Consider the following 15673-nt stretch of genomic DNA (forward strand, 5'->3'; position numbering starts at 1 on the left):
AAATGTTACTCCTTCCCCATCACAAAAATTTCTGAGAAATTACTATCTTGTTCAACAATGATTTCTCTTCGCTTCATCAATTCTAAAACGGCTAAAAAGGTAATGACGATATGATCCTTTTCCTGCCTCGGAAACAAATCAAAAAAGCTTCTTCTCCCCTTATTTAGCTTTAAATCCTTTAATATTTCATCCATTCTTTGCTCAATCGGAATTTCTTGGCGTGAGATTTTCGTTGGTAGAGGTCTTTGCAGCTTTTTTCGTCGTAAAAGTTTTTGCAGCGCTCCTAACATATCATAAAGAGATACATCCAGGTCTTTTCTCTCCGTTCCCGGCTCAGTAGAATAATCAGCTAAATCACTTGGGGGCTTCGTAAACATTAAACCTCGTTCTAATTCAAGATTCTTCAAGTCAGATGCTGCTTCTTTATATTTTCGATATTCAATTAAGCGTTCAACTAATTCATCTCTCGGATCCTCTTCAAATTCAAATTCGAACTCATCCTCTAACGTTTCCTCATGTTTCGGGAGAAGCATTTTACTTTTAATCGCTAACAGAGTTGCCGCCATAACTAAATATTCACTAGCTACATCAAGCTGAAGTTCTTTCATTGTATGTATATAAAAGAGGTACTGCTCCGTAATTTCAGAAACAGGAATATCATAAATATCAATTTCAAGACGATTGATTAAATGAAGGAGTAAATCAAGTGGTCCTTCAAATGCATCAATCTTCACATTGTAGTGATCCATATTTTTTCCACCAAAGCTTTTCATTATAGATTCGTATAAATACTATTATAAGTATAGAGGATTAACGAAGGATATCCAATAAAAATTTAGTGCTAGCATGCGCTTTCCACTAACTTCCATCATCTGTGCCCATTCTTTTAGGGTAAATGCCTATACAGATCGTTTCACCCCTACATACGATAGTACTGTAATACAAAGATAAACAAGTAGGAGGGATTGAATATGTCTGCAGGACATGGATTTGGTTCAGGATTTGCGTTAATCGTGGTGTTGTTTATTCTACTCGTTATTGTTGGTGCAGCTTGGTTATAAAATAAAAGCTTAAAAAACTTTTATATAAAGTGCCCGGAGATATTCTGGGCATTTTTATTACATAATTATTGGTCGACCATCGTATCAATCTAAGGTAAACTGATGTAAAACGGCATAGGAGGAAACGAATGTACCCGCAAGAGTATATTGAGTACTTAGTTCACTTTCACGGTGACCGTGATTATTTTGAGTGCCACGAAGTATTAGAGGAATATTGGAAAAAAGTTGATAAAAGCAATAAAAATTCTGTTTTAGTAGGCTTCATTCTCCTTGCGGTTTCAAATTATCACCATCGCAGAGGAAATTTCAGTGGAGCAGCACGCACATTGAAAAAGGCGATCACTATCTTTCAACAGCACGATCTTGAACCGTACGGCTTAGCTGAAAATGAATTTATGCTCTTATTAAAGAAACGACTTATCGAAATGGAAGAGCATCAAGAATATACAAGTATAAATTTCCCTATCAACGATTCCTCACTTATAGCATCATGTAAAAAGGCATGTGAACAAAAGGGGTTAAGTTGGAGCGTAAGTAGTGATTTATCAAATGATGAAATTGTTCACCGCCATTTGCTGCGCGACCGTAGTGAAGTTATTCAAGAAAGAGCAAACGCACTTAAATTCAAACAAACAAAAGACAGCGAATAGTTATTCACTGTCTTCTTTCATTTCCTCATCTAAATCACATTTATCGATAAATTTAGCTGTTTCATCATTTGCCTGCAGTTCCATGTCAGGGAAAATACTCTTCAATGATTTCACCATACTTCTTCCAATTCCTTGATGGCGGTGGGATGGATTTACGGATATATGTTGTATTTCAACATGTTTATCATCGTTTATTGAAACTCCTATTAACCCAATGACATCCTCATCTTTCCACAGAAAAAGCTGCCAATCATCCGAAACTTCATATTGCTTCATGGTGTTTTGTAGTTTCTTTAAATCTTTTTCATTTGGCATAAAAGATAACAAACCCATAGCAATTTTTTCAAAAGCTTTTTTATAACGAATTAACATTTAGATCCCTCATTAATGGAAAAAACATATACTCCTATTTTTTCCATTTATTTCTCTTTTTAAACTAGTAGTGCACCTAGCACCCGTTGGCACTTCCATCTACAATTGGTTTCTTTTCTAATGTAGTGTATGACGTTTTAGAAAATTTGGTTCTTCTCACAAAAAAATTAGCCTATATAAAGTCATGATTAATCGTTACTATCATACAAGATTTATAGAATTTCTTCAATCCTTCAATTAACATGAAAGAAAAGTTTGCATCTATTTATTGGTAGTCTATAATATATTTATTCCATATAGAACCATTTTTTTAAGTAATAAACCATTTGAGCTGATTTATACACAGCCTTTATTTTAGAGGAATGTGAAACTTTCTTAGAACTTCATTCGTCTATTGTGTGGGAAGGCTATCTCTAGAAAATAAAATGGAACCTTTTACTAGGAGGAAATTTCATGCTAAAAAAACTTAATATCACAATAGCTCTTCTCTGTGCTTTCTTCATTCTACCACTGCAAGGATTTGCCGATATGGTAGAAGGAGACATGATTATCACCCTCGGAGAGAACTTAACAGACGAACAAAAAAACCTTTTGCTTGCTGAAATGGATGCACCAGAAGATGCACAAATCATTGCCGTTTCTAATGCAGAAGAACACCAATATCTTGGCAACTACATTGCCAAATCATTAATTGGTACAAAGGCTATCTCTTCTTCCGCCATTACAGTTGGAAAAAGCGGATCAGGTCTTGAAGTAAAAACGAAAAACATTAACTGGGTAACAGATGAAATGTATATTAACGCACTGATTACTGCTGGCGTGAAGGATGCAAGCATCTATATTACAGCACCTACTTCAGTATCAGGAACAGCTGCTTTAACTGGCATCATTAAAGCATATGAAATTTCAGCAGATACGACAATACCTGAAGAAGTCAAACAGGCTGCTAATGAAGAAATGGTGGAAACAGCAGAACTTGGAGAATCCGTTGGTCAAGAAAATGCTGCAGCATTAATCGCCAAAATAAAAGAGGAAATAGCAAAAAATGCTCCTCAATCAGATGCAGACTTACGTGCGATTATTGAACAGGCTGCCAAAGACCTTGGGATTACCTTAACTGAAGAAGAAATGGCTAGTTTAATTGGGTTATTTAATAAACTGAAAGATCTAGACATTGACTGGAACCAAGTTGGAGAACAAATCAATCAAGCAAAAGATAAGATCTCAAAATTTCTTGAAAGCGAAGATGGGCAAGGCTTTTTAGAAAGCTTAAAACGATTCTTCGTCAGTGTCATTGACGCCATTAAGAGTTTCTTCGGCGGAAGCAATAATTAAAAAAGTAAGTTGCCAAGTGGCAACTTACTTTTTTATGCGTTCCAATAATGGAACATCTAAATGGACAATATCTTCAAATGTCTCTCTTCTGACTATCAATTGGACGTTGCCATTTTCGACAAAAACGACAGGTGGTCTTGGGATGCGATTATAGTTATTCGCCATAGAATATCCATATGCTCCTGTACAGAACACAGCTAAAACATCATTATTACCAGCCTTTGGAAGCGGTAAATCCCAAATTAACATATCCCCAGATTCACAGCATTTCCCTGCAATTGATACCGTTTCCTCTACTTCATCTAGCGGTCGGTTTGCTAATATCGCTTCATACTTTGCCTCATATAAAGCTGGACGAATATTATCACTCATTCCTCCATCTACAGCCAAATAATTACGTACGTTCGGCACTTCTTTTCGCGAACCCACTTGATATAGAGTTGTTCCTGCATCTCCAACTAATGAACGGCCTGGTTCAATCCATATTTCTGGTACTTTCATATGAAGTGCTTGAGCTTGCTCTTTAACTTCTAAGATGATTTCCTCGACATACTGGGCTGCTGGAATTGGAGCATCTTCATCCGTATAGCGTATTCCAAAGCCGCCGCCAAGATTAAGTACCTCAGACTCAAAACGATAAGTCTCATACCATTGATGTAGCTTTGAGAAGATCTTTCTTGCAGCTAAAATGAAGCCAGTTGTTTCAAAGATTTGAGAACCAATATGACAATGAATCCCCAACAAATTCAAACTTTTAGATTCAAGTGCCTGTTTAACAGCATTGTCTGCTTGACCATTTTGCAAGTCAAAGCCAAATTTTGAGTCTTCTTGGCCTGTTAAAATATAATCATGCGTATGAGCCTCAATTCCAGGTGTCACACGTAGAAGGATATCCATCTTTACGCGCTTCTGGTTGCAAAGCTCCTCTAACATATGAAGTTCGTAAAAATTATCAACGACAATACACCCAATTTCATGTTCGATAGCCATTAACAACTCTTCACGGCTCTTGTTATTTCCATGAAAATGAATTCTCTTCACTGGAAACTCTGCGCAAATGGCAGTATAAAGTTCCCCACCAGACACAACATCAAGAGACAACCCCTCCTGCTCAGCCAACTGAACCATCGCAATTGTTGAAAATGCCTTGCTAGCATATGCAACCTGTGAATTCACACCTAATTTTTCAAAGGTCTCTCGAAATCCGCGAGCTCGTTCTCTTATTAGCGCTACATCATATACATATACAGGAGTACCGAACTCCTTTATGATTTCAACTGTATCGACGCCACCAATTTCTAAATGACCACTATCATTAACTTTTGAAGTCCCGTGCAAAAACATCATGTATCCCCTCATTCTAGCGCATAAATTAGTTCTTTCTTAATATTGTGAAATCCTACGAATAGAAATTACTTTATCATATAAAAGGGGAAACTTCAATTCCTACAACAAAACTAGGGATTAGCAAAAACTTCATATTAAGAATTCGTTGCTTGCTTTTGTCGATTTCTAGGTCTTACGATGCTTGGTCTAATCTTGGAACCAGGTGTTGAACTACGAATAAGAATTTGCAGGAAAGCCTTGGGACTAAATGGTATAAACGGCCACAGATACGGACTTCTTAAAGAGCGCAAACTTGCTAAGAACACAACTAAAACCGTCATTCCTATCACAAAACCGGGAATTTTGAAAAGAGCAACTAAGCTTAGCAAGATCAGTTTCATAATATTGTTTGCCATACTTAGTTCATAACTTGGTGTAGAAAAGGTTCCCATGGCCGAAACCGCTACATACAAGATAACTTCAGGGACAAACAAACCTACATCAATAGCGATTTGTCCGATTAAAACCGCAGCAATTAACCCCATTGCTGTTGCTAATGGTGTTGGAGTGTGAATAGCTGCTAATCGCAAAAACATTAAACCGAGTTCTGAGAAATAGATTTGCAAGATGATCGGGATATTCGATTCTTCATTTGGACCTATAAATTTAAGCTTTTCTGGTAACAACGATGGTTCTAATACAAAAATAAGCCATAGAGGCACTAAAAATAATGAAGCGAACACCCCTAAGAACCGACACCATCTAATGAAGGTTCCCGCTGTAGGAGACTGTCTGTATTCTTCTGCATGCTGCAAATGATGAAAAAATGTCGTTGGTGTAATAATGACACTCGGAGATGTTGCGACATAAATCAAAACATGACCTTCTAATAAGTGAGTCGCTGCTACATCTGCTCTTTCTGTATAGCGTACGAGCGGATATGGGTTGTAACCCTGTTTCACTAAATATTCTTCAACTGCTTTATCAGCCATCGTTAGACCATCCACGTCAATGGCATTTAGTTCTTTTTTGATGATATCAATAAGATCCTTATTTGCAACATCCTTTACGTAAGCAATTGCCACATCTGTTTTGGAGCGCTCCCCAATCTTTAAGATTTCGAATCTCAGTCTTTCATCCCTTATTCTAAGACGGGTAAGTCCTGTATTCATAATAATATTTTCGACAAACCCATCTTTTGAACCTCTAACTACCTTCTCAGTCGCTGGTTCTTCTGGTTGTCTGCCTGGATAGCTCCTTACATCAATTGCAAAACCTTCATTTTCCCCCTCAATTACAACCATGATTAATCCAGAGAGTACCTGATCGACTAACTCGTCCATCGATTTCACAACTGATACGGATTGATGAAGGAGACGATTTTCAATTATTTTAAAGACATCTCCGGACTTTTTTTCATTATCATTCAAGTCTACAAGCTCTTTTAATATATAGATGATAAATTCTGTATCGCATAACCCATTTACATAGTAAAACTGTACTTCTTTATTTAACACTTTTATTTTTCTTACACCTAGATCAAAGCTTTCACCTAGACCTATCCTATCTTCCATATATTTTTCTACTTCTTCAGGATTAGTGGAGATTGATTTCAGATTCTCCGTAGGACCTTTAGTGTTCATGAAATCCGCTCCTTTCTAGGATTATTTCAATCGCTTTTTTGGTGATCGGTGCACCGATTTCATATGAATCCTTTCCTGACATTTTTCCAATATCCCCTATTCCCACGACTACTGGTAAATCGAGTTCATCAAGGCTGTAGACGGTATCTCCATTTAATCTTCCTATCTCCAGTTCTGGTTCTCCATATTTATCAACCCCATATGGTGTTAACTCTCCATAGCGATCGACACTAACATCTATCCTTGTCCACTCTGCTTGCCTTGTTTTTGCTGCCACGGCTAAAACACCTAATACTTCAATGTCTGGATGTTTCGCTACAAATTTCAACGCTCTTTCTCCATATCCTTCTCCGACCAAGCCGCTATCATCAAACATAACAAGGATTGGTTCATGAGGAGCTTTCTTAATTAAGGCAACGATTTCAGAACCGGTAATGGCAGTTGGATTCCCGTGAGACATGGAAATACAACGACCCCCTATTTCCTTTGCCACATGCTCCACGGCTTTTCTTGCGTACTCATCCCCATCTGTAATGATTATGATGCGCTTTCGTTCACCCATAGATCCTATCCTTTCATATGAAGATACTTACGGCCTGTTGTAACCCTAATCTCCAACAAAGTATAACCATTGATACAAGGAACCAAATATTTTTCCAAATACAAAAGCCATCATGAGAATAACGATCTTTTCCTCTAAGCCAATTCGCTTTGCTAAGATCGGAAAAACATTGAGAACCTCCGTAAGAGCTGCAGCCATCATTCCGACAAAAACACCGCCGGCAACACCTAGAGGGATTAATGTGTAAGGAGAAAAATGCATGGTCCAGTCCCTTAAACTAACAAATCCCCCTACTACCGCACCAAAAACAACCGCCCATTGATACCCTATAATCATTTTCATTGTTTTTGTTAATTGTGTGAGTCTTGGAATAATCCCAAGCACAGTTAAAAAGGCAACAAACCCCGAACCTACCGCAAGTCCTCCCGCAAGACCGATAAAGATAATAAAGGCAATCTTAATCGTCATCGATTCTCTTCATGCTTTCTTTGTTCTCGGTTAAGCTAACATATCGATCCAAGTCTTGCTGGTAATTAAACATTTCGACTTCAAGAGGACTGGGCTCTTCATTTAATCGTTTGCGGAATACGTGATTGAAAAAGAGAACCATTCCTAGACCAAGACCGAAGGAATATGGAATTTGGAACAACAATGGTTTCTCTACTACCTTCCCAGTAATAATCGTATAAAGCCGCTGTTGTGTTTCACGCATCGCCACATCTTCATGGAAATACATAATCGCTAGGGCTGCACCGAAGAATAACAAACACCAAATCAAAATAAAAAAAGGGATTGAAACTCCTTTTTTCTTATGGATAACCTCCACGATTGTTTGCGCTGGTCCTATCGTCTGAACCTCGAGATGATGCGTAATCTCTGTGATTCTTTCGATTACCTTCATTACATCGATTATAATAATGTTGTGATCTTGTTCATTTTCTTGATAAACCGGTAGTTGCTGTAACTGCTTGAAAATCTTCTCATCTGCAATAATTTGGGCTACATCTCTTAAGTAAACCGTATCGTGCGGTCGAATTTGAACACGATGTCGCATTCGAATATAAATGGTTTCTTCCATCACAGTCACATCCCACACATTGATTTCCTTGTATAAATAGTATGAGTAACAGCTATTTCCTTCATGAACACCAAAAAGTGGGAAAATGGTGATGAGCGAAAAAAGACCATATGGACTAGACGTCCATATGGTCTTTCATTTGCTGCAATATTTTTTTCTCGAGTCTGGATACTTGTACTTGGGATATTCCTAGTCGTTCTGCTACTTCTGATTGTGTCTGATCTTTGTAGTACCTAAGATAGACAATTAATCTTTCCCTTTCATCGAGTTCTCGAATCGCTTCCTTTAAAGCAATTTTGTCAAACCACTTTCCTTCATTGCCATCGTCAATTTGATCCAATAATGTAATCGGATCCCCATCATTTTCATAGACGGTCTCATGAATGGAGGACGGGGTTCGATTCGCATCTTGCGCAAGAATGATATCCTCAGCTGGGATATCTAAAAACTCTGAGAGTTCATTAATGGTTGGAATTCTCCCTAAATTTTTCGAAAGTTCATCCTTCGCTTTGCGAATTTTATTACTCAGTTCTTTTAAGGAACGACTAACCTTCACCGTCCCATCATCACGAATAAATCGCTGGATTTCACCAATGATCATTGGTACCGCATAGGTGGAAAACTTCACATCATACGATAGGTCAAATTTATCCACTGATTTTAATAATCCAATGCAGCCAATTTGAAAGAGATCATCTGGCTCATACCCACGATTAAGAAATCGTTGTACGACTGACCAGACGAGGCGCATATTTTTTTGGACAATCATATCCCTGGCGTCGCCATCACCATCTTGACTTCTCTTAATTAGTTCCTTGACTTCATGGTCTTTTAAAAAATTTTTGCTTTTGTCTGATTTTACCTCCACATCCATAGGCAAGACTCCCTTAATTGCATAACATTTTACTCTTTGTTAAATGCTTTCTTAATCGAACCTCTGTACCTTCTCCTAGCTTTGAGTAAATCTCAATTTCGTCCATGAAGTTTTCCATGATGGTGAAGCCCATGCCTGATCGTTCTAACTCAGGCTTCGTTGTAAAAAGGGGCTGACGTGCTTCATCAATATTATCAATGCCTAATCCTGTATCTTTGATCGACATATCGATAAAATCATCTTCTAGTTTTACTGAAATATAGACGATTCCTTCAGGATTATTTTCGTATCCATGTATAATCGCATTCGTCACAGCCTCTGATACAACGGTTTTAATTTCTGTTAATTCATCCATTGTTGGATCTAATTGTGCGATAAAAGCGGCAACCGTAACCCTTGCGAATGATTCGTTTTGACTTAGAGCATTAAACTGCAAATGCATTTCATTTTTCATTGATTATGCTACCCCCAATCTTTCCAAAGCAAATTGTTCTGTCGGCTCTAGACGTATTATTTTAAATAAGCCTGACATATCAAATAACCTTTGGACACTAGGGGAAATTGCACATACGACCATTTCACCATGCTTTTGCTTAATTTGCTTATATCGACCAAGAATCACACCCAGACCTGAGCTATCCATAAAGGTTAAAGATTCTAAATTCAAGACAATATGACGAATTTGATGTTCTTCAATTGCCTTTGTTGCTCGTTTACGCAATTCATCTGCAAAATGATGATCTAACTCACCACTAAGACGAATGCATAAAACATCTTGCTTGACTTCTAATTCAATGTCTAGACTCACTACTCCAAACCTCCTTAGTCTTTCATAGTGAGTCAATTCGTTATGTGAACCTTGATTTCCTTCTTATGGACAAAACTAGTAACAATTCGCTAAAAAAAGTTGGAATATTAGACAATTCGACAAATGATGTTTTTTATAACACTCGTGTGTTCACACATTTGAAATTTCCTTAATCACCAGCCTTTGTAAACATTCCAAAGGAACGTTTGAATAATACCCACCAGCTAGCTTCTTTTACATCCTTACTTGCTACTAGAGGACTTTGTACTAGCGTTTTACCATCTTTCATCAATTTCAAGTGACCAACTTCATCACCTTTTTTAAGAGGCGCTTTAATATCCTCATTAATCACAATTTCTTGTTTTACATCTTCAACTTTTTCTCCTTTTTTCGTTAAAATGGAGATCGGTTCACTCGTAACAGCATCCACTTTTTTCATGTCTCCTTTGCTCACCTTCGCTTTTTCAATGGAGACATTGCGTTCAAATAATGGATGCGTTTCATATTGACTAAAGGCATAATCGAGCATTTTTGTTACTTGGGCATTCCTTGCTTTTGAAGTTGGTGCACCAAATACAACCGCAATCACTCGCATCCCTTTTTTCTCTGCCGTTGCGGTTAAACAATATTTGGCTTCACTCGTAAATCCGGTTTTTAACCCATCAACTCCAGGATAGAATTTAACCAGTCGGTTGGTATTCACTAGCCAAAATTTCTTCTCCGAATTTTCTCTTAAGTAAGATTCATATGTACCTGTAAACTTTGTAATTCCATCATATTTCAAAAGCTCTTTCGCAATAATGGCCATATCATGAGCCGTACTATAATGATTATCTGCTGGTAAGCCGGTTGTATTTTGAAATAATGTATTTTTAAGCCCCAGCTCTTTAACCTTTTTATTCATTTCTTCAACAAAAGCTTCTTCAGAACCAGCAATTCTCTCTGCTACCGCAACAGATGCATCATTCGCAGAACCAATTGCAATTGCTCTTAGCATTTCTTCGGTTGTCATTTCTTCACCTGGTTCAAGAAATACTTGTGATCCGCCCATGGAAGCGGCGTATTCACTGGTGCGGATTTTTTCGTCCATTTTCAGCTTTCCACTATCGATTGCCTCCATGATTAAGAGCATCGTCATGATTTTCGTCATGCTTGCAGGAGGTAGTTGTTCATTACTATTTTTATCATAAAGTACTGTGCCAGTATCTCTTTCAATTAAGATAGCTGATTTTGCCTCATCGGCTAAATTAACACCTGTTTGTTCTTCTGCTAAAACAGCAGGGGTAATCAAAGATGTAACTAGTATTGCTATTAGAAACATAGATACAAACCTTTTCATGACATAAACCCTCCATTCTTTATAAATCCATTTTTCACCATTAAAACTAAAAATATACAAGAAAAAACGTTGCCCTTAGAAAAAGATCAAAAAGACCCTAAACAAGCTCACTTTCTTCGAGTTTGTTTAGGGTCTTTCTAATGACATTTAACGTTATGTTATTCGGTAATTACTTCATAAATTAATGTTGGTGCCTCTACTTTTGTTGCCGATACTTTGATGTTTCGATAGAGCATTTCTTTGACTTCGTTTACGTTTTCAAAATTGCTGTAGATAGTGACAAGGGATTCGCCTTTAATCACCTTGTCTCCGATTTTTTTGTTGAGCATAAAGCCTACTGCTAAATCGATATCAGATTCTTTTGTAGCTCTTCCTGCTCCGAGAAGCATGGCTGCAGTTCCGATTTCATCGGCTACCATTTCTGTGACATAGCCATCGGCTTTTGCTTCCAATTCAAAGGTGAACTTTGCCTGCGGTAATTTTGATGGTTCATCTACAACAGAAGGGTCTCCTCCTTGTGATTCTAAAAATGTTTTAAATGCTTTAAGAGCACTTCCATCTTCCATTACTTTTTGAAGCTTTTCTCTTGCTTCTTCTAAGCTGTTCGCTTTATTTGCTAAAAGAACCATTTGGCTTCCAAGAGCAAGACACAGCTCTGTTAAATCTTCAGGTCCCTCACCTTTTAACGTATCAATGGCTTCCTTCACCTCTAACGCATTGCCAATCGCAAAACCAAGTGGTTGATTCATATCTGAAATAACAGCCATCGTCTTTCTGCCTACATTATTCCCAATTCGAACCATCGCTTTTGCTAGCTCACGGGAATCTTCAATCGTTTTCATGAAAGCCCCAGCACCTGTTTTTACATCTAAGACGATGCTATCTGCTCCAGCAGCGATTTTTTTACTCATAATTGAACTTGCAATAAGCGGAATGCTATCCACTGTCGCCGTCACATCTCGCAATGCATACAGTTTTTTATCTGCTGGTGTTAGATTGCCACTTTGACCGATGACAGCAAGCTTATTCTTATTCACTAAGCGAATAAATTCTTCTTTTGTGATTTCAACATGGAATCCCGAAATGGATTCTAATTTATCAATCGTTCCTCCAGTATGACCGAGACCACGTCCGGACATTTTCGCCACAGGAACTCCAACTGAGGCGACAAGGGGACCTAATACGAGAGTAGTCGTATCACCAACTCCTCCAGTTGAATGTTTATCGACCTTAACGCCTTCTATCCCAGAAAGATCAATTTGTTCACCAGATTGCACCATAGCCATTGTCAGATCTGCTCGTTCTTTTTCCGTCATGCCTTGAAAATAAATCGCCATTGTCCATGCGCTAACTTGATAATCTGGAATTTCACCATCCGTATAGCCTTTAATAATAAACTGAATTTCTTCTGTGGTTAGTTCTTCTCCGTCTCTCTTTTTCTCAATTAAATCGACCATTCTCATAGACTATTCACCACTTTTTTCAGAAATAGATTACTTCAATTCCTTGATCATCGCTTTAACGAAGCGAAGGAAGTTTTCTTTCACCCTTTCCGTTGTTTCAATCACTTCTTCATGATTCAACGGTTGATCCAAAATGCCTGATGCCATATTAGAAATACAAGATATCCCTAGTACATTAAGACCGCTGTGACGGGCTATAATTACCTCTGGTACTGTCGACATTCCAACAGCATCTCCGCCCATTACTCGCAGCATTCTTACTTCAGCAGGCGTTTCATATGTAGGACCTGTGTTACCAACGTAAACACCTTCTTGAAGTTTGATCTTTAACTCAGAAGCAACTGATTTTGCTTTTTCAATAAATTCTTTTGAATACGCTTCTGACATATCAGGAAATCTTACGCCTAATCTCGAATCATTTTTTCCGATTAACGGATTAGAGCCCATATTATTTATGTGATCAGTAATTAGCATGAGATCCCCCGCAGAAAATGATTCATTAACCCCGCCAGCAGCATTTGTCACAATTAGAGATTTGACGCCTAACTCTTTCATGACACGAACTGGAAATGTCACCTGCTCAAAGCTGTAGCCCTCATAAAAATGAAAGCGGCCTTGCATGGCGACAACGGGTACTCCATTTAATTGACCAAAAACGAGCTGGCCCGCATGTCCTTCTACTGTTGACACAGGGAAATCCGGAATTTCCTCGTATGGAGTTCGGACAGGGTTTTCAATTTCATCTGCAAGAACTCCTAAGCCAGAACCAAGAATAAGTCCTACCACAGGTTTTACGTCAATCTTTTCTTGTAAATACGAAGCTGCAGCTACAATTTTTTCAAATTCCATTCAAATTCTCCTCCATTACTTTAAATCACTAAGAAAGCTCTGTCCGTATTTTGGAAGCTTAACATTAAAATTGTCCGCAACGGTTGCCCCAATATCGGCAAAAGTTTCTCTTAGCGGCAATGATTTTCCTTCTAAATTCTTCGCATAAACGAGGAGTGGGACGTATTCACGTGTATGGTCTGTCCCGTGATGTATAGGGTCATTCCCATGATCAGCTGTGATGATGAGCAAATCATCTTCCTCCATTTTTGCAAAAACCTCTGGAAGTCTTGCATCATATTCTTCTAGTGCCTTTCCATATCCTTCTGGATCTCTGCGATGGCCGAAAAGAGCATCAAAGTCCACTAAATTTAAGAAGCTTATACCGGTAAAATCCATCTCAAATGTTTGCACAAGCTTATCCATGCCATCCATATTGGACACTGTTCGTAACGATTCAGTTACCCCTTCTCCATCATAAATATCGGAGATTTTCCCAATCGCAATCACATCAAGATTAGCATCTTTCAATTCATTCATAACCGTACGTTCAAATGGTTTCAGGGCATAATCATGTCGATTTGCTGTTCTTTTAAATGATCCCGGTTCCCCTACAAACGGCCTAGCAATGACACGTCCAACCATATATTTCTCATCTAACGTTAGCTCACGAGCAATTTTACAAATTTCATACTGTTCTTCGATTGGCACAATCTCTTCATGTGCCGCAATTTGAAGCACAGAATCTGCTGATGTATAGACAATTAAGTTTCCTGTTTTCAAATGTTCTTCGCCTAGCTCGACGAGAATTTCTGTACCACTTGCCGGTTTGTTACCGATGATCTTTCGGCCTGTTCTTGATTCTAGCTTAGAAATTAATTCCTCAGGAAATCCTTCTGGGAATACTCGAAACGGGGTATCAATATGTAAACCCATGATTTCCCAATGGCCTGTCATTGTATCTTTTCCACTTGACGCCTCTTGCATTTTTGTATAAAAAGCAAGTGGCTTCTCAGCCTTTTCTATTCCTTTAATTTCACGAATATTGCTCAAACCTAATTTTCCCATGTTTGGCATGTTTAGGCCGCTCATTTTTTCTGCAATATGACCTAATGTATCTGCCCCTAAATCACCAAATTGTTCAGCGTCTGGAGCCTCACCGATTCCTACAGAATCCATCACAACTAAGAAAATTCGTTTATACTGATAAGTCATTCAATCTCCTCCTTGGGCACTCTTTCATCCCTAGACATAAACCTAAATTTTTTATGGACATCTATGATGCTTACATTTCCCTGTATGAACATAGAATACAATCAACTTTAATTTGTCAGAAGTCTGACATCTATAGTTTACTAAAAAGTACCAAGAAAAAACAAGAAAAAGCTACCTATAAATTCATAAGTAGCTTTCGCCCAATAACGCTCTTATTCTATTAAGCTCGTGGATGGAATTTACTATATACATCTTTCAAGCGCGTCTTTGTTACATGGGTATAAATTTGTGTTGTTGAAATATCAGCATGTCCGAGCATTTCTTGAACAGCTCTCAAATCTGCCCCATTTTCCAATAAATGAGTGGCAAAAGAATGACGTAACGTATGGGGTGTTAATTCTTTTTGAATCCCCGCCTCATTTGTGAGTCGCTTCAAAATTTTCCAAAAGCCTTGTCTTGTTAATCTTCTCCCGTGATGATTTAAAAACAAGGCATCATCTTTATGTTTCTTAGAAACAAATTGTGGGCGGCCCTCATCTAAATATTGCTGAATGGCATTTGTAGCCGTTTTTCCTAGAGGAATGATTCTTTCCTTATTCCCCTTTCCAATGCAACGAACAAACCCCATCGTTAAATGAGCATCATCCATATTTAAGTTGATTAATTCACTCACCCGAATCCCTGTGGCATATAAGAGCTCAAGCATCGCTTTATCCCTTTTTCCATAATGGTCGTCGGCTTTAGGTGATTCTAGTAATCGCTCGACCTCATTCATGCTGAGAACTTTAGGAAGACTCCTCTCAAGCCTTGGTGTATCGATATGAACCGATGGGTCATGGTCAACGACACGTTCTCGTAACATAAATTGATGAAAAGCACGAATTGAAGCCGTATGGCGTGCCAGTGTTTTTGATGATTTCCCCTGCTCTTTCAGATGTCCTAAAAATTGAACTATCTGCGTTCTCTGAACGTCTTGAAAGTTTGAAATCTCTTCATTTGTTTGCAGAAATTTAATATAGCTTTTCAAATCTCGTTCATATGAGATAAGTGTATTTTGGGCTAGTCCCTTTTCGACCAATAAAAAGTGCATAAAGTCCTTTAGTTGAAGCTCCATTCACA

18 protein-coding genes are annotated in these 15673 nt (G+C 38.1%); 3 read left to right on the forward strand and 15 right to left on the reverse strand.

Going from position 1 to position 15673, the window contains the following annotated elements; genetic code table 11:
- Positions 1-5 precede the first annotated feature (5 nt).
- The gene (locus BMSHG_RS10265; RefSeq protein WP_019154361.1) at positions 6-749 is read right to left on the reverse strand and encodes a segregation/condensation protein A; all 744 of its coding nucleotides are present in this window, start codon (positions 747-749) and stop codon (positions 6-8) included.
- A 222-nt stretch (positions 750-971) separates the two neighbouring features.
- Here BMSHG_RS10265 and BMSHG_RS26080 point away from each other — a divergent pair, with 222 nt between their 5' ends.
- Together BMSHG_RS26080 and BMSHG_RS10275 are read left to right on the forward strand one after the other, a co-directional pair.
- A complete protein-coding gene (locus BMSHG_RS26080) occupies positions 972-1061 on the forward strand; it encodes a YjcZ family sporulation protein (RefSeq protein WP_019154362.1) in 90 nt (29 codons plus the stop codon).
- Positions 1062-1189: 128 nt separating this feature from the next.
- Positions 1190-1711: a DUF309 domain-containing protein gene (locus BMSHG_RS10275; protein WP_019154363.1), complete on the forward strand. Its 522-nt coding sequence runs from the start codon at positions 1190-1192 to the stop codon at positions 1709-1711.
- On the opposite strand, the gene BMSHG_RS10280 is transcribed toward BMSHG_RS10275, so the two are convergent.
- Positions 1712-2083, reverse strand: coding sequence for a GNAT family N-acetyltransferase (locus BMSHG_RS10280; protein WP_019154364.1), 372 nt, complete (start codon positions 2081-2083; stop codon positions 1712-1714).
- Between the two features lie 453 nt (positions 2084-2536).
- Between BMSHG_RS10280 and BMSHG_RS10285 the strand changes: the two genes are divergently transcribed.
- Complete coding sequence (locus BMSHG_RS10285; protein WP_019154365.1) at positions 2537-3418, forward strand: DUF1002 domain-containing protein; 882 nt, start codon at positions 2537-2539, stop codon at positions 3416-3418.
- Positions 3419-3442: 24 nt separating this feature from the next.
- Here the strand turns inward: BMSHG_RS10285 and lysA are convergent, their stop codons facing one another.
- The 13 genes from lysA to xerD all read right to left on the reverse strand — a co-directional run bounded on the left by lysA (position 3443) and on the right by xerD (position 15668).
- Positions 3443-4762 carry a diaminopimelate decarboxylase gene (gene lysA / locus BMSHG_RS10290; protein WP_019154366.1) on the reverse strand — a complete coding sequence of 440 codons (1320 nt, stop codon included), beginning with the start codon at positions 4760-4762 and terminating at the stop codon, positions 3443-3445.
- A 137-nt stretch (positions 4763-4899) separates the two neighbouring features.
- Entirely contained in the window at positions 4900-6387 is a 1488-nt protein-coding gene (locus BMSHG_RS10295) for a spore germination protein (protein WP_019154367.1), read from the reverse strand.
- On the reverse strand, positions 6377-6949 hold the full coding sequence (locus BMSHG_RS10300) for a stage V sporulation protein AE (protein WP_019154368.1): 573 nt from the start codon (positions 6947-6949) through the stop codon (positions 6377-6379). The genes BMSHG_RS10295 and BMSHG_RS10300 overlap by 11 nt, the downstream gene beginning before the upstream one ends.
- Positions 6950-6994: 45 nt before the next feature.
- Positions 6995-7417 carry a stage V sporulation protein AB gene (locus BMSHG_RS10305; protein ID WP_019154369.1) on the reverse strand — a complete coding sequence of 141 codons (423 nt, stop codon included), beginning with the start codon at positions 7415-7417 and terminating at the stop codon, positions 6995-6997.
- Positions 7407-8027, reverse strand: coding sequence for a stage V sporulation protein AA (locus BMSHG_RS10310; protein ID WP_019154370.1), 621 nt, complete (start codon positions 8025-8027; stop codon positions 7407-7409). The genes BMSHG_RS10305 and BMSHG_RS10310 overlap by 11 nt, the downstream gene beginning before the upstream one ends.
- Positions 8028-8142: 115 nt before the next feature.
- Complete coding sequence (sigF, locus tag BMSHG_RS10315; protein WP_019154371.1) at positions 8143-8901, reverse strand: RNA polymerase sporulation sigma factor SigF; 759 nt, start codon at positions 8899-8901, stop codon at positions 8143-8145.
- A 13-nt stretch (positions 8902-8914) separates the two neighbouring features.
- On the reverse strand, positions 8915-9355 hold the full coding sequence (gene spoIIAB, locus BMSHG_RS10320; protein ID WP_019154372.1) for an anti-sigma F factor: 441 nt from the start codon (positions 9353-9355) through the stop codon (positions 8915-8917).
- 3 nt (positions 9356-9358) lie between these two features.
- Entirely contained in the window at positions 9359-9709 is a 351-nt protein-coding gene (spoIIAA, locus tag BMSHG_RS10325; protein ID WP_019154373.1) for an anti-sigma F factor antagonist, read from the reverse strand.
- A 169-nt stretch (positions 9710-9878) separates the two neighbouring features.
- A complete protein-coding gene (locus BMSHG_RS10330) occupies positions 9879-11048 on the reverse strand; it encodes a D-alanyl-D-alanine carboxypeptidase family protein (RefSeq protein WP_019154374.1) in 1170 nt (389 codons plus the stop codon).
- 158 nt (positions 11049-11206) lie between these two features.
- A complete protein-coding gene (locus BMSHG_RS10335) occupies positions 11207-12511 on the reverse strand; it encodes a pyrimidine-nucleoside phosphorylase (RefSeq protein ID WP_019154375.1) in 1305 nt (434 codons plus the stop codon).
- A gap of 30 nt (positions 12512-12541) precedes the next feature.
- Positions 12542-13360 (reverse strand): purine-nucleoside phosphorylase, encoded by an 819-nt coding sequence (locus BMSHG_RS10340; protein ID WP_019154376.1) that lies wholly within the window; start codon positions 13358-13360, stop codon positions 12542-12544.
- A gap of 15 nt (positions 13361-13375) precedes the next feature.
- A complete protein-coding gene (gene deoB, locus BMSHG_RS10345) occupies positions 13376-14554 on the reverse strand; it encodes a phosphopentomutase (RefSeq protein ID WP_019154377.1) in 1179 nt (392 codons plus the stop codon).
- Positions 14555-14774: 220 nt separating this feature from the next.
- Complete coding sequence (xerD, locus tag BMSHG_RS10350) at positions 14775-15668, reverse strand: site-specific tyrosine recombinase XerD (RefSeq protein WP_019154378.1); 894 nt, start codon at positions 15666-15668, stop codon at positions 14775-14777.
- Positions 15669-15673 lie beyond the last annotated feature (5 nt).

The sequence above is a fragment of the Robertmurraya massiliosenegalensis JC6 genome, assembly GCF_000311725.1.
GTDB classification, from domain to species: domain Bacteria; phylum Bacillota; class Bacilli; order Bacillales; family Cytobacillaceae; genus Robertmurraya; species Robertmurraya massiliosenegalensis.

Excerpts from the sequence above, each read along its gene's own strand:
- deoB (WP_019154377.1), bottom strand. The coding sequence starts at position 14,554 with ATGACTTATCAGTATAAACGAATTTTCTTAGTTGTGATGGATTCTGTA.
- BMSHG_RS26080 (WP_019154362.1), top strand. The coding sequence starts at position 972 with ATGTCTGCAGGACATGGATTTGGTTCAGGATTTGCGTTAATCGTGGTG.
- BMSHG_RS10265 (WP_019154361.1), bottom strand. The coding sequence starts at position 749 with ATGGATCACTACAATGTGAAGATTGATGCATTTGAAGGACCACTTGAT.
- BMSHG_RS10275 (WP_019154363.1), top strand. The coding sequence starts at position 1,190 with ATGTACCCGCAAGAGTATATTGAGTACTTAGTTCACTTTCACGGTGAC.
- BMSHG_RS10305 (WP_019154369.1), bottom strand. The coding sequence starts at position 7,417 with ATGACGATTAAGATTGCCTTTATTATCTTTATCGGTCTTGCGGGAGGA.
- lysA (WP_019154366.1), bottom strand. The coding sequence starts at position 4,762 with ATGTTTTTGCACGGGACTTCAAAAGTTAATGATAGTGGTCATTTAGAA.
- BMSHG_RS10300 (WP_019154368.1), bottom strand. The coding sequence starts at position 6,949 with ATGGGTGAACGAAAGCGCATCATAATCATTACAGATGGGGATGAGTAC.
- BMSHG_RS10340 (WP_019154376.1), bottom strand. The coding sequence starts at position 13,360 with ATGGAATTTGAAAAAATTGTAGCTGCAGCTTCGTATTTACAAGAAAAG.
- BMSHG_RS10280 (WP_019154364.1), bottom strand. The coding sequence starts at position 2,083 with ATGTTAATTCGTTATAAAAAAGCTTTTGAAAAAATTGCTATGGGTTTG.
- BMSHG_RS10310 (WP_019154370.1), bottom strand. The coding sequence starts at position 8,027 with ATGGAAGAAACCATTTATATTCGAATGCGACATCGTGTTCAAATTCGA.
- BMSHG_RS10285 (WP_019154365.1), top strand. The coding sequence starts at position 2,537 with ATGCTAAAAAAACTTAATATCACAATAGCTCTTCTCTGTGCTTTCTTC.
- BMSHG_RS10295 (WP_019154367.1), bottom strand. The coding sequence starts at position 6,387 with ATGAACACTAAAGGTCCTACGGAGAATCTGAAATCAATCTCCACTAAT.
- xerD (WP_019154378.1), bottom strand. The coding sequence starts at position 15,668 with ATGGAGCTTCAACTAAAGGACTTTATGCACTTTTTATTGGTCGAAAAG.
- BMSHG_RS10335 (WP_019154375.1), bottom strand. The coding sequence starts at position 12,511 with ATGAGAATGGTCGATTTAATTGAGAAAAAGAGAGACGGAGAAGAACTA.
- BMSHG_RS10330 (WP_019154374.1), bottom strand. The coding sequence starts at position 11,048 with ATGAAAAGGTTTGTATCTATGTTTCTAATAGCAATACTAGTTACATCT.
- sigF (WP_019154371.1), bottom strand. The coding sequence starts at position 8,901 with ATGGATGTGGAGGTAAAATCAGACAAAAGCAAAAATTTTTTAAAAGAC.
- spoIIAB (WP_019154372.1), bottom strand. The coding sequence starts at position 9,355 with ATGAAAAATGAAATGCATTTGCAGTTTAATGCTCTAAGTCAAAACGAA.